The organism is Betaproteobacteria bacterium (genome assembly GCA_016720065.1).
Classification (GTDB): domain Bacteria; phylum Pseudomonadota; class Gammaproteobacteria; order Burkholderiales; family Rhodocyclaceae; genus SSSZ01.
In genome coordinates this window covers 1-12,243 of record JADJXY010000002.1, presented here as the reverse complement: position 1 = coordinate 12,243, position 12,243 = coordinate 1, and the positions used below count along the sequence as shown (strand labels likewise).

12 protein-coding genes and 4 pseudogenes are annotated in these 12,243 nt (G+C 65.8%); 8 read left to right on the top strand and 8 right to left on the bottom strand.

What is annotated here, in order from left to right; all coding sequences use genetic code 11:
• Window positions 1-22: 22 nt before the first annotated feature.
• The 3 genes and pseudogenes from radC (at window position 23) to rpmG (ending at window position 1,210) form a co-directional block, all read left to right on the top strand.
• Window positions 23-702: pseudogene (gene radC / locus IPM73_03170) on the top strand (DNA repair protein RadC).
• An 87-nt stretch (window positions 703-789) separates the two neighbouring features.
• Window positions 790-1,023 carry a 50S ribosomal protein L28 gene (gene rpmB / locus IPM73_03165; GenBank protein MBK8917074.1) on the top strand — a complete coding sequence of 78 codons (234 nt, stop codon included), beginning with the start codon at window positions 790-792 and terminating at the stop codon, window positions 1,021-1,023.
• A 19-nt stretch (window positions 1,024-1,042) separates the two neighbouring features.
• Window positions 1,043-1,210, top strand: coding sequence for a 50S ribosomal protein L33 (gene rpmG, locus IPM73_03160; protein ID MBK8917073.1), 168 nt, complete (start codon window positions 1,043-1,045; stop codon window positions 1,208-1,210).
• 43 nt (window positions 1,211-1,253) lie between these two features.
• Here the strand turns inward: rpmG and IPM73_03155 are convergent, their stop codons facing one another.
• Both IPM73_03155 and IPM73_03150 read right to left on the bottom strand, forming a co-directional pair.
• On the bottom strand, window positions 1,254-1,772 hold the full coding sequence (locus IPM73_03155) for a disulfide bond formation protein B (protein MBK8917072.1): 519 nt from the start codon (window positions 1,770-1,772) through the stop codon (window positions 1,254-1,256).
• A pseudogene (locus IPM73_03150) lies at window positions 1,759-2,923 on the bottom strand (fatty acid desaturase). The gene IPM73_03155 and the pseudogene IPM73_03150 overlap by 14 nt, the downstream one beginning before the upstream one ends.
• Window positions 2,924-3,043: 120 nt before the next feature.
• Here IPM73_03150 and IPM73_03145 point away from each other — a divergent pair.
• From IPM73_03145 to IPM73_03130, 4 genes are read left to right on the top strand one after another with little or no spacing between them, the layout of a single operon-like run.
• Window positions 3,044-3,748 (top strand): winged helix-turn-helix domain-containing protein, encoded by a 705-nt coding sequence (locus IPM73_03145; GenBank protein ID MBK8917071.1) that lies wholly within the window; start codon window positions 3,044-3,046, stop codon window positions 3,746-3,748.
• A gap of 22 nt (window positions 3,749-3,770) precedes the next feature.
• The gene (locus tag IPM73_03140; protein ID MBK8917070.1) at window positions 3,771-4,721 is read left to right on the top strand and encodes a hypothetical protein; all 951 of its coding nucleotides are present in this window, start codon (window positions 3,771-3,773) and stop codon (window positions 4,719-4,721) included.
• A complete protein-coding gene (locus IPM73_03135; GenBank protein ID MBK8917069.1) occupies window positions 4,714-5,331 on the top strand; it encodes an ATP-binding protein in 618 nt (205 codons plus the stop codon). The genes IPM73_03140 and IPM73_03135 overlap by 8 nt, the downstream gene beginning before the upstream one ends.
• Before the next feature lie 56 nt (window positions 5,332-5,387).
• Window positions 5,388-5,564, top strand: coding sequence for a hypothetical protein (locus IPM73_03130; protein ID MBK8917068.1), 177 nt, complete (start codon window positions 5,388-5,390; stop codon window positions 5,562-5,564).
• A 104-nt stretch (window positions 5,565-5,668) separates the two neighbouring features.
• Here IPM73_03130 and IPM73_03125 read toward each other — a convergent pair whose 3' ends face one another.
• The 6 genes and pseudogenes from IPM73_03125 to IPM73_03100 form a co-directional block, all read right to left on the bottom strand.
• On the bottom strand, window positions 5,669-6,721 hold the full coding sequence (locus IPM73_03125; GenBank protein ID MBK8917067.1) for a mechanosensitive ion channel: 1,053 nt from the start codon (window positions 6,719-6,721) through the stop codon (window positions 5,669-5,671).
• A gap of 196 nt (window positions 6,722-6,917) precedes the next feature.
• Window positions 6,918-8,141 carry an RsmB/NOP family class I SAM-dependent RNA methyltransferase gene (locus IPM73_03120; GenBank protein MBK8917066.1) on the bottom strand — a complete coding sequence of 408 codons (1,224 nt, stop codon included), beginning with the start codon at window positions 8,139-8,141 and terminating at the stop codon, window positions 6,918-6,920.
• A gap of 33 nt (window positions 8,142-8,174) precedes the next feature.
• The gene (locus IPM73_03115; GenBank protein MBK8917065.1) at window positions 8,175-8,900 is read right to left on the bottom strand and encodes a DUF3108 domain-containing protein; all 726 of its coding nucleotides are present in this window, start codon (window positions 8,898-8,900) and stop codon (window positions 8,175-8,177) included.
• 223 nt (window positions 8,901-9,123) lie between these two features.
• Window positions 9,124-9,863, bottom strand: a pseudogene (locus tag IPM73_03110) (phosphoribosylglycinamide formyltransferase).
• Window positions 9,860-10,087: a hypothetical protein gene (locus IPM73_03105; GenBank protein MBK8917064.1), complete on the bottom strand. Its 228-nt coding sequence runs from the start codon at window positions 10,085-10,087 to the stop codon at window positions 9,860-9,862. Before IPM73_03105 ends, IPM73_03110 begins: the two are co-directional and overlap by 4 nt.
• Window positions 10,088-10,627: 540 nt before the next feature.
• Window positions 10,628-11,246, bottom strand: a pseudogene (locus IPM73_03100) (DedA family protein).
• A gap of 803 nt (window positions 11,247-12,049) precedes the next feature.
• On the opposite strand from IPM73_03100, the gene mutL reads away from it, so the two are divergent.
• A partial coding sequence (gene mutL, locus IPM73_03095) for a DNA mismatch repair protein MutL (protein ID MBK8917063.1) occupies window positions 12,050-12,243 on the top strand: 194 nt, incomplete at its 3' end.

Here is a 12,243-nt window from a genome sequence, read left to right as displayed (position 1 = left end):
GGACCATTCTACTGGAAATCCCATGGCCATCACCGACTGGCCCGAGGGCGACCGCCCCGGGAACGCCTGCTCCGCCTCGGTCCCGGCGCCCTTTCCGACGCGGAACTCCTCGCCATCTACCTGCGGGTCGGAGTGCGGGGAAAAAGCGCCGTCGACCTCGCCCGGGATCTTCTGCAACGCTACGGCGGGCGCCTGGAGAAACTGGTCGAGGCTCCTCTCGACGACCTGGCCAAGGTTTCCGGCATCGGCACCGCCAAGGCAGCCCAGTTGAAAGCCAGTTTCGAACTTGCCCGCCGCGCCCTGGCCCAGGAACTGGTCGCCCGGGACGCCTTCACCTCCCCCGGCGCGGTGCGGGACTGGCTGCGACTCCACCTCGCCGGACGCCCCCACGAGGCCTTCGTGGCCCTGTGGCTCGACGCCCAGAATCGCCTGATCGCCAGCGAGGAACTCTTCCGCGGCAGCCTCACCGGCACCTCGGTCTATCCCCGGGAGGTGGTAAAGGCTGCCCTGCGCCACAATGCCGCCGCGGTCATCCTGGCCCACAACCACCCCTCGGGCGTCGCCGAACCGTCACGGGCCGATGAGGCCATCACCCGCAACCTGAAGGACGCCCTCGCCCTGGTCGAGGTCAAGGTTCTCGACCACTTCATCGTGGCCGGAACGGGTAATCCCCTCTCTTTCTCAGAGCGGGGACTCCTTTGACAAGAACAAAAAACTTGCTTATGCCCCTGGTGCTCCGCTAAAATCGCGGGCTTTCCTCTAACGAATTACCGGAACTGGAGCACCCTCATGGCGCGAGTCTGCCAAGTGACGGGCAAGAGCCCGATGGTTGGGAACAACGTTTCCCACGCCAACAACAAAACGAAGCGCCGCTTCCTGCCCAATCTGCAATACCGCCGGTTCTGGGTCGAAAGTGAAAACCGCTTCATCCGCCTGCGCGTTTCCAACGCCGGCCTGCGCATCATCGACAAGAACGGCATCGACGTCGTCCTGGCCGATCTGCGTGCCCGTGGCGAAGTCTGATAGATAAAGGAAGAGCGAAATGGCTAAAGGCGGTCGCGAAAAAATCAAGCTGGAATCCACGGCCGGCACCGGCTACTTCTACACCACCTCCAAGAACAAGCGCACGACGCCTGAGAAGCTGGAGTTCGTGAAGTACGACCCCAAGGTCCGCAAGCATGTGGCCTTCAAGGAAGTAAAACTGAAGTAAGGCCTTGCTGCCCCACTGAAAACCCGCCCCATAGGCGGGTTTTTTATTGCCCGCTCCTGCCGTAGCGCATCAGGACCAGGGCAAATCCTGCCATGCCCAGAAAGACGAAAAAGGACCAGTTGGCCATGGAAAGCCCCAGGAACTCCCAATCGCGGCTGGTACAAAAGCCCGTCGCCAAGAAGAGTCCCGGCCAGGCCATCCCCAGGGTGTCGACCAGACGCTCTATGGCCGTCGGATCGGTGAAACCGCATTCGGTCGCCAGATGAGGGAAGGCCTGCATCCAGCTCTGGTAAGCCGCGACACCGGCACCGCCCAGGCCCGCCAGGACGACGACGCCACACCACAGCAAGCGCAGTCCGGGCAGGAGAAACCCCGCCAGCCCAAGCACGCCGATCACCAGATAGAGCAGGCGCTGGAAGATGCACAAAGGACAAGGCGCCAGCCGCAGGAGCGTCTGCAGTTCCATTCCCACCGCCACCAGCCCGAAGGCGCCCAGGGCCAGCGTCGCGAACCAGGCCCGCGTCGGCACCTGCGTCAGGACCGCCCAATCACACCGGCGCATAGCTGCGTACCCTCACGGAAAGCTCCCTGAGCTGGGCAATGCTCGAAGCGTCAGCCTTTTGGCACCAGGCTTGCAAAGCACCTACCAGTTGCTCCGCGCTGGCGTTGGTCCGGCTCCAGACCTGGGCCAACTCCTCCCGCATGGCGTAGAGCGTCGCCAGGGACTGGCTCCGTGCCAGCAGGGCGTCCAGACGCCCGCGCCACTCCGCAGGTACGGCACCGGCATCTACGTCCAACCAGCGCTTCAGGCCCTTGAATTGAGCCCGGTCGGCCAAACCCTCGATTTCCTGACGGTAGACTTCGGCCAAGGAACGGGCGTAGCGCGCCAAAACATCGTAGCGGCAGGCGATGACTGCCTGGAGCGTATCCAGGTCCACCTCGGCCCGCGGTACACCCAGGCGCGGCAGGGGCGCCACCTTTTTCACCCGGGCCTGGCCAAGCAGGGCCAGCAGACGGATGTAGAACCAGCCGATGTCGAATTCGTACCAGCGACTGGAAAGCTTGGCGGAGGTGGCGTAGGCATGATGGTTGTTGTGCAGTTCCTCGCCCCCGATCAGGATGCCCCAGGGCAGGATATTGGTCGAGGCATCGGCGCAGCCGAAATTGCGATACCCCCCAGAAATGCCCTACGCCATTGATGACCCCGGCGGCCCAGAACGGAATCCAGACCATCTGGACCGCCCAGATCGAAATCCCTGGCAGGAAGCCGAACAGGGCCAGATCGATCATCGCCATGAGGACGACACCAAACTTGTGCCAGGGGGTATAGAGTCTGTGCTCCAGCCAGTCGTCGGGCGTGCCGTGGCCGTAGCGGGCGACAGTTTCGCGATTGTGGGATTCCCGCACATAGAGGAACACCCCTGCCCAAAGCACCCGATTGAGGCCCAGAACCTGGGGGCTATGGGGGTCGTCCGGGGTCTCGCATTTGGCGTGGTGCTTGCGGTGGATGGCAGCCCACTCTCGCGTAATCATGCCGGTGGTCAGCCACAGCCAGAAACGGAAAAAATGCGAAGGCAGCGGCCCCAGTTCCAAAGCCCGGTGCGCCTGGCAGCGATGCAGAAAAATGGTGACCGCCGCAATGGTCACATGGGTGAGGCCGAGGGCCACCAGACAGTAGGCCCACCAGGGCAGATCGAACACCCCGGAAAACAGGAAATCCACACAAGCTCCAGCAAAATCCGACGAACCATTCTAAGGCATGGCCGATGCTCCGGATACCCCGCGCCCATGAGGGTTTTGAAGCAGGCCCCAGGGAACGCTACACTAGGCGCCATGATTGCTCGCATCCTCCTCGTCGAAGACGACGAACGCCTCGCCGGACTGACCTCCGAATACCTCACCCGCAACGATTTTGATGTCGCCATCGAAGGCCGGGGCGACACCGCCGAGACCCGCATCCTGGCGGAGCAGCCCGACCTCGTCATCCTGGACGTCATGCTCCCGGGCAAGGACGGCTTCGAGGTCTGCCGCGCCGTGCGCCACGCCTACCGCGGCGTGATTCTCATGCTCACTGCCCGGGACGAGGATTTCGACCAGATTCTGGGTCTCGAAATGGGGGCTGACGATTACATCGCCAAGCCTGTCCAGCCGCGGGTGCTGCTGGCCCGCATCAAGGCGCTCCTGCGCCGCCTCCCGGCCGCCCCCGAAGCAGCGCCCGGCAGTGGCGAGGAAAAGATTTTCGGCCAGTTCCGCATCAGCCAGGCTACCCGCACCGCCACCCTGGGGGAGCAATCCATCGACCTGACCACGGCCGAGTTCGACCTCCTCTGGCTCCTCGCCTGCCACGCAGGCAACGTGCTTTCCCGCGACGATCTCCTGCAGGAACTCCGCGGCATCGGCTTCGACGGTCTCGACCGTTCCATCGACGCCCGCATCTCCCGTCTGCGCAAAAAGCTCAACGACGATCCCGAAAACCCCACCCGGATCAAGACCGTGCGGGGAAAGGGCTACCTGTTCAGCAAGCATGACTGGAACTGAGCGCAGCCCCGGACCGAGCCCGATGCGCTCGCTGTTCCGGGTCTCGATGCCGCGCTGGCGGGGCGGTCGCTACAGTCTTTCCAAGCTCTTCTTCAATTTCTACCTGCTGGCGATGGGTTCCTTCGTCGCCATCGCCTTCACCGCCGATTTCGTCATCTCCACCGCCCAGCGGGGCATCACCGACGACTACGCGCGGCGCTTCATGCGGGGCACCATCACCCTGATCGAGAACGAGCTTTTCCGGCACTCCCGCAACAACTGGGAAAAGCAGATCAAGATCCTCGACGAAAAATTTTCCTACCATCTGGACATCGTCGAGCGCATTTCCCTCGACCGTGTCCTCACCGCCTCCCAGGTCCTGAAGCTCGATGCCGGGGACATTGCCATCGACCACGACGGCGACGTGATGTATCACCGCCTGGGCAACACCAGCAAGGTACTCGTGGTTGGCCCCCTGGCGGCAGGACGCAATCAGGAAATCCCGGAGCGCATCCCCTTGGATCTGCGCCTGCGACTTCTCACCTGGAGCCTGACCGGCCTGATCTTCGCCGTCGCGCTGTGGTTCTGGATTCGTCCCGTCTGGCGCGACCTGGAGGCCCTGCGGCAGACGGCCCGGGATTTCGGCGACGGCAACCTGGAGGCCCGGGCCCCCACTGCCCGCAGCCAGTTGTTCGCCCCCCTCGCCTATACCCTGAACGGCATGGCGGAGCGCATCCAGCAGCTCATCGCCACCCACAAGGAACTTTCTTCCGGCATATCCCACGAACTGCGCACCCCCATCGCCCGCCTGCGCTTTGCCCTGGAAATGCTCTCGGAGACCGATTCGGCCGACGAGCGGGATCGCCTGTGGGCCATGATGGAGGGCGACCTCGACGAACTCGACAACCTCATCGACACCAGCCTCACCTACGCGCGCCTCGAACGAGAAGCCCCCGCCCTCATTTCACCCACGTCCCGATGGCCGACTGGCTGAGCGGGCAGGTGGAAACCATGCGCGTCCTGGGTCGCCACCTGGAAGTCTCCTCGATCTGGCCGACCTGCCGGAGGATTTTTCCGCCGACATCGACCGTAAGGCCTGCCCTTACGCCCTGCGCAACCTGTTGCGCAACGCCTTCAAGTACGCCAAGGAACGGGTGGCCGTTCGCCTGGAACGGGCTGACTCGATGTTGTCCATCCACGTCGACGACGACGGCATCGGCATTCCTGCCGAAGACCGGGAACACGTCTTCTCTGCCTTTACCCGCCTCGACCGGTCCCGCGACCGATCCACGGGAGGTTACGGGCTGGGGCTGGCCATTGCGCGACGCGTGATGGAGCTGCATGGCGGTACGGCCCGGTCGGACGTCTCGCCCTGGGGGAGCACGGCTCACCCTGAGCTGGCCACAGCGGCAACCGGGCTGACCGTCACAGTCGGTCACAGCGCATCAAGGCCGGTTACGGCCTCCCCACGCAATCGCCACAGACCGCTTGCCCGGCCATCCCTAGAATGCCATCCATCGCAAATCGCTTTCCCCAGAGAAAAACAACATGAACGACCAAAACCGCCAGGAATTTCTCGACGCCGCCCGGCGTTACCTGTTTGAGCAAGAGTCCGGCAATGCAGGACAAATCGCCGCCGAGCTCCGGAAAGTCCTCTGACATGTCCTTCAGCGACAGCCTGCCGATCAGCGAAAGCCTCGGCGTCTTTCTCGGCGTAAGCGGCCTCGACTGGCTCGCCGACGGTAACGCGGAACTGCTCCGCGCCGTCGCCGCAGGCATCGCGACGGGCGTCGCCCTCTATGCCGCCCGGGCCATCCTGCGTCGCCGCCGACGCTGAACGATTACCCTCCTCTCGAAATCCCCTTTTCGAGACCTCCCTGTTACCCCGCTTCGGCGGGGTTTTTTTGCCCTGCGGTCGCAAGCAGAAAACCTCGGTCGACCCTATTGCAGCAAGCGCACTTCCCGCTGGGGGAAGGGGATGTCGATTCCCGCATCGCGGAAGGCCCGCCAAATGGCGAAGTTGATTTCCGAGCGGATGTTCCCGGTACCTTCTTCCGGGTCGTCGATCCAGAAGCCCAGTTCAAGGTCCAGGCTGCTTTCGCCGAAGCGCAGCAGGGCGACGCCGGGTGCCGGGTCCGGCAAAACGCGGGGATGGGCCGCGGCGACCCCCACCAGGATTTCCCTGACCTGATCGAGGTCGCTGCCGTAGGCGACGCCTACCGTCGTGGAGAGACGGACCTGCGTGTCGGAGTAGGTCTGGTTCTGCACGATGTTACTGACCAGAACTTCATTGGGGACGATGAACTCGGTGCCGCCGCCGCTGCGCAGGACCGTGTAGCGGGTGGTGATCTTGGTGACCACGCCGCCGGTGTTGGCGTCGGTCTGGATGGGATTGCCGATGCGAATCGAACGGTCGAGCAGGATGATGAAGCCCGCCACGTAATTGCTGGCGATCTTCTGGAGCCCGAGGCCAAGACCGACGCCCAGCGCCCCGGTGAAGACCGAGAGGGCCGTCATGTCGATACCCACCAGGGTCAGGCTGAGCAGCAGGGCAAAGACAGTCAGGAGCGCCTTCACCACCCTTACGGCGACGATGCGCAGGCTGCTGTCGAGGTCGCCGAATCCCATCAGCCGGCTCTCGACCACGCCGCCGATCCACAGGGCGGCGACGACGGTGAGGAAGACCGTCACCAGGCCGTGCAGGATCATCCACAGATTGAGGGATGTGCGTCCTACCGAGAGACTGACCTGCTCCAGGCCATGGATGACGGTGGGCGCGAGGTCGGTGATATACAGGGCGAGCCATCCCCAGATGAGGAAGGCCAGCATTCTTTCCCAGGCGGCGAGCCAGGCAGCTTCGGGAAAGCTGCGGCGCAGGACATAGACGATGCCGCGCACCAGGGCCATGGACCCCAGGAGAGGCACGGCGACCTTGAGCAGATTGACGTGGATGACCCCGCGCAGCCCGATCTGGGCCACCCCGGCCAGGGCCATGGCGGTGAGGGGAAATGCCAGCCGGGAACCCGCCGCGTGCAGCGCCTGCGGGCGCTCACCCCGCGGCTGCGCCAGGCCCGGGCGACGAGTGCGGCGACGCCCAGGGAGACGAACAGGGCGACGACCTGCCAGACGAAATCGGGATCGCGCAAATCCGCCCACAAGTCCGAAAGGAGGCGCAGGGCTTGCATTTCGTTCATGGCGCCTTCTCCAGCACGGCGGCGAAAAAGCCGTCACAGGCGTGAATCTGCGGCAGGAGCCGGAGTCGTTCTCCGGGCAGTCCGATGCCCTGCCGGGCAAGGATCTCGTCCGCCGCCACCGGGCGGAAGTCCGGGTGCTCAAGGAGGAAGGCATCGACGATGGCGTCGTTTTCCGCCTGGAGCAGGCTGCAGGTCGCGTAAACAAGGCGCCCGCCGGGACGCAGCAGGCTCGCCGCGGATTTCAGAATGGCGGCCTGCTTGAGCCCAAGTTCCGCCACCGCCCCCGCGTCCTGGCGCCACTTGAGGTCGGGATTGCGCCGCAGGGTGCCGAGTCCGGAACAAGGCGCATCGACCAGCACCCGGTCAACCTTTCCCGCCAGACGGCGCACCCGGGCGTCGCGCTCGTGCTCGATGCGCACCGGATGCACGTTGGAGAGGCCTGATCGGGCGAGGCGCGGCTTCAGATTGGCCAGCCGGCGCTCGGAAACATCGAAGGCGTAGAGGCGGCCGGTGTTCTTCATGAGGGCGCCCAGGAGCAGGGTCTTGCCCCCCGCTCCGGCACAGAAATCGACCACCATCTCCCCCCGCCGCGGCGCGAGCAGCAAGCCGAGAAGCTGGCTGCCCTCGTCCTGGACCTCGACCGCGCCTTCCAGAAAGAGCGGGTGCCGGGCGAGGGCCGGTTTGTCTGCGAGGCGCACGGCCCAGGGCGACAATGCGCCTGGCCGGGCGCCGATGCCGTCGGCGTCCAGGCGGGCGAGAACGGCTTCGCGCTCCGCCTTCAGGGTGTTGACCCGCAGGTCCAGGGGTGCCGGCTGATTGAGCGCCGCTGCCAGGGTCTGGGTGGCCTCTTCGCCGTACTGACCCTGCAGGGCCTCGTACAGCCAGTCCGGCAGGTCGGCCCGCACCGCGGCCGGTAGCGAAGCTTCGTCCAGCGCCTTGGCCTCGCCCAGCCAATCGGCTTCGGCGGCCCGCAGCACCTGCTCCAATTGACGGCGGTTCCAGCCGAAGACCGTGACCAGGGCAGCCAGCAGGAGACGCCGCGGCGTGGCCTCTCCCCGACAGCGCGCTTCCAGACTGCGGCGCCGACGCAGGACGGCGAAGACCGCCTCGGCGACGAAGGCGCGGTCGGCGTGGCCGAGTTGCCGGTGCTCGCGGAAGTAGCGCGAAACGACGCCATCGGCGGGGTGCTCGAAACGCAGGACCTCGGCGAGAAGCGCTATGGCGTGGGCGAAGAGGGGGAGTGAAACGGGCTTTCATGGGCTTCCCAGTTCGACGGCGTGCTCCTCGTAGGAGTCGCCCTTCTTGTCGATGTGGCGAATCTTGACCGGAACGAAACCGCGCTCGGGCGCCAACCAGAGTTCGGTCACCGACTCGCCCAGGACCTTGAGGTGCAGGGTTCGGAAAGTGCCCGCCGGTACGGTCACCTCCTCTTCACCCAGAGCGTCGAAGGCGTAGCGCTCCAGCTTGCGGCCGCTGACCACGGTCAGGACGTGGCCCTTCTCCAGGCCCGCCAGGTAGGCGAACTGGTAGGGAAAGGATGCCAGATCCTGCGCGCCCTCACTCACGGCGAGGCGCCGACCGTCCCGCTCCAGGATCACCTCCCCGGCGCTCCAGTCGAAGGCGGCATTTTCCCGCGTCGCCGCGCCGTTGCGCCGCGTCTCGAAGCGTTCGGGCCGCAGTCCCCGGGCGGTCAGGACGCCGCGGCTTTCCAGTTCCACCCGTACGGGGCGGAACAGGGCGGCGAGACCCGAGGTTTCGGTCAGGGTGCTCAGACGATAGCGGCCCTCGGCAAATTCCCAGGCGTGCTCCGCCCGCCCGACCTCGAATCCCCGCTCCCCGCGATAGACGGCGAAGCGGATGCGTCCGCTGGCCGCGAGGACAGGCACGACGGGCACTTCCGGCGTGGCGGCCGGGGGAGTTGCCTGGACCGTCGGCTCCGCAAGCGGCGGCGAAGCGGCTTCCGCAGCGTGCTGGCTCACTGCTCCCGGCACCTCGGGCGGTGTTACAGGCTGTGTGACGGGCCGGGGTCGGCCGGCGGGGCGGGGGCTCTTGGGTCGAGGCGCCTCCACCGCCTGGGGGCGGGCGGGTCGATCGGCTTGGGCGGAGGGACGATTTCCGCTGTCAGGGGCGGGGGCTCCGCTCCCGGCGCCAGATCGACCTCCGGCAGAAACAGGGCGGCGGCATGGATGGAAAGAGAACCGATCAAGGCAGCCAGGAACGCGAAAGGCATGCGATTTCAGCGCCTATGAGAATAGGGGTGGCGGAACGGCAGTGAGCACCGTATTCACCGCAGCTCGGGCAAGGAAGGGGACACCAGGGCAGCGCTCTCCGCCTGCCCCCGGCCACGCGCACCCGGCCATCGACCACCGTGAGCCGCCCTTCGACGAACCAGCGCACGGCCAGGGGATAGATGCGGTGTTCCTGGGCCAGCACCCTCGCCGCGAGACGATCCTCGTCGTCATCGTCCAGGACCGGGACGGCGGCCTGGATGACGATGGGTCCGTGATCCAGGGCCGGAGTGACGAAATGCACCGTGCACCCATGTGCACCCGCACCCCCTCCTCCAGGGCTCGGCGATGGGTATGGAGTCCCGGAAAGGCCGGCAGAAGCGAGGGATGGATATTGACCAGGCGCCCCGCGTAGCGCCGCACGAAGCCTTCGCCCAGGATGCGCATGAAGCCGGCCAGCACGACCAGATCGGGCTGGTGACGATCGATGCACTCCGCCAGGGCCAGGTCGAATTCCTCGCGGCCGGCGAAGGCTCGGTGATCGACGCAGTCCGTGGCGATACCGGCCCGGGCAGCGGTTTCCAGGCCGGCGGCCTGGGGCCGGTTACTGATGACGGCAGCGATCCTGCCAGGCAGTTCCCCCCGGTCCCGGGCGCGGACGAGGGCTTCCATATTGCTGCCCCGGCCGGAGATAAGGACGACGATCTGTTTCATTTCAAAAACCCCACGGGGAGGAAGATGGCGGTCGCCACCGACTGGGTGAAGCGCGTCACGGTACGGCCATTGCGGTCGGCCATGACCCGGGACAGGAAGTCCAGCAGGCCGATGCTGCGGCCGAATTCCCGCTCGAAAGAGAGATTGCGGTTGGCGGGATCGAGTTCGTTGGACAGCAGCATCGGCTCCCCGGCCGCGTCCCGTGCCGAGCCAAGTTTCCACACCGCGATTTCCAGATTGCGGGCAAAGTTGTAAAGCTTCTGCTCGTCCAGGCTGTCGAGGAGGAAAATTCCTCCTTGTGTTCGAACGCCTCGTCGGCCATGGTGAGCAGGCCGAACATGAGGGCGGCCACCCGATCCCCGGCGTACTCCTCGCGGAAGGCCTGAAGCGCCGCAGCACCCTCCCGGCGCCCTTCCAGTTCCGGCGGCGGTACCGAGCGCACCTTCAGGCGCGCCAGGGCGGCCTCGCGGCTGGCCATTCCGACCTTCTTCCATTCCCGCGGGTTACGGCGGTAGAGCTTGTCGGCGAGGAGCATCAGGCTTACGTAGACTTCATCGCGGCCCGCGTCAGCGATGCGGTCGATCTCGCTCTTGGCCAGATACTTGGGCGTCGAACTGGGTTTCCCGGTGGCCGTCGCCCCCACCTGGTGGCGCAGCCGGCCAGGACGAGCGCCAACAGGACGACGAACAGGCGCATCACACCCCCGCCGAATGCCCGCCGCTCCGCTCCCCTTCAGCCATGGACCTTGGCCGCCTGCCGGCCTTTCACGTAGCCGATGACGATGGGCACCAGGAAAAGACGATGATGGCGATGATCACCAGGGAGAGATTCTTCTGATCCAGGGAAATTGCCGAACCAGTAGCCCAGGAGGCAGAGGGACACCACCCAGCTCACCGCCCCGATGACGTTGAAGAGCGTAAAGCGGCCGTAAGTCATTTCGCCGACGCCGGCGACAAAGGGCGCGAAGGTGCGAAAGAGCGGCAGGAAACGCGAGATCACCGGGGTCTTGCCGCCGTGCTTCTCGTAGAAGGCGTGGGTCTCTGACCATGGCGTCGCGGTTGAAGAGCCGCGACCCCTGCCACTGGAAGACCCTTGGCCCCAATGCGGCCGATCTGGTAATTGACCGTATTGCCGGCGACGGCCGCCAGCGAGAAGAACCGCCATCAGCACGCCGATATCCATGCCCCCTCGCCGATGGCCGCCAGCGCGCCGGCCACGAAGAGGAGCGAATCGCCCGGCAGGAAGGAAAGACGACGAAGCCGGTTTCGGAAAAGATGATGATGAAGAGAATGGCGTAAATCCACAGCCCGTACTGCTGCACCACAGGGCCAGATGCTTGTCCAGGTGCAGGACGATGTCGAGGAACTGGGCGAGGATTTCCATAGGGGGTGGGTGGGAACGAGGCAGAGAGGAAAGGGAGCGTGGAGGGCATTGCGGAGGCCGGGGTGTTGCTCCGCCCCTGCTCCCTGCCCCAAAAGCGCCCATTCTACCCCAGGTATAATCCGCCCATGCCCGCCATCCGCCCGCTTCCCGACCTGCTGGTCAGCCAGATCGCTGCCGGCAAGTTGTCGAGCGGCCCGGCCTCGGTGCTCCAGGAACTCCCTGGAAAACAGCCTCGACGCCGGCGGCATGGTCGTTCAGGTGGCCCTGGAAGAAGGGGGCGTCAAACTCATCCACGTCACCGACGACGGCGCGGCATCGCCCGGGACGAACTGGCCCTGGCCCTCACCCGTCACGCCACCTCCAAGATCGCCTCCCTGGAAGACCTGGAGCGGGTGGGCACCTCGGTTTCCGCGGCGAAGCCCTGGCCTCAGTGGCCTCCGTCGCCCGCCTCAGCCTCACCAGCCGCGAGCGCGACGCCACCCACGCCTGGAAGCTGGCCCGGCACGCCCGGCGCCACCCGGAACCGCCGCCCTCGTGGCCGGCACGGTCGTCGAAATGCGCGACCTCTATTTCAACACTCCGGCCCGGCGCAAGTTTCCTCAAGGCCGAGCACCACGATTCGCCCACTGCGCCGAGGGCGGTGAGCAACGTGGCCCTCACCCGCCCAGGTGGCCAGCTGACCTCAGCCACCGGCCGCACCAGCCTGCAACTGCCGCCGGCCGATCAGGAGCACATCTCCGACATCCTCGGCCGCAAGATTCTCCCGGCGCGGCAAGGGCGCCGCTTGCAGCCCGGAGCCGGCGATGCCCCTGGCCCTCGTCGGCACGGTCATGGGCTCCACCGCGCCTCCGAGGCCAAAGGACGGACAGTACCTCTTCGTCGAGCCACTGGCCGCTTCGTACGCAAACAAGGTTCTCGCCCACGCCCTGCGCGAAGCCTACCGCGACGTCCTGCACGGCCAGCAGCAGCCCCAGATCTGCCTCTTCCTCACCCTCGA

Coding starts and splice junctions, on each gene's coding strand:
- rpmB (MBK8917074.1), top strand. CDS start 790: ATGGCGCGAGTCTGCCAAGTGACGGGCAAGAGCCCGATGGTTGGGAAC.
- rpmG (MBK8917073.1), top strand. CDS start 1,043: ATGGCTAAAGGCGGTCGCGAAAAAATCAAGCTGGAATCCACGGCCGGC.
- IPM73_03155 (MBK8917072.1), bottom strand. CDS start 1,772: ATGCGCCGGTGTGATTGGGCGGTCCTGACGCAGGTGCCGACGCGGGCC.
- IPM73_03145 (MBK8917071.1), top strand. CDS start 3,044: ATGATTGCTCGCATCCTCCTCGTCGAAGACGACGAACGCCTCGCCGGA.
- IPM73_03140 (MBK8917070.1), top strand. CDS start 3,771: ATGCGCTCGCTGTTCCGGGTCTCGATGCCGCGCTGGCGGGGCGGTCGC.
- IPM73_03130 (MBK8917068.1), top strand. CDS start 5,388: ATGTCCTTCAGCGACAGCCTGCCGATCAGCGAAAGCCTCGGCGTCTTT.
- IPM73_03125 (MBK8917067.1), bottom strand. CDS start 6,721: ATGGCCCTGGCCGGGGTGGCCCAGATCGGGCTGCGCGGGGTCATCCAC.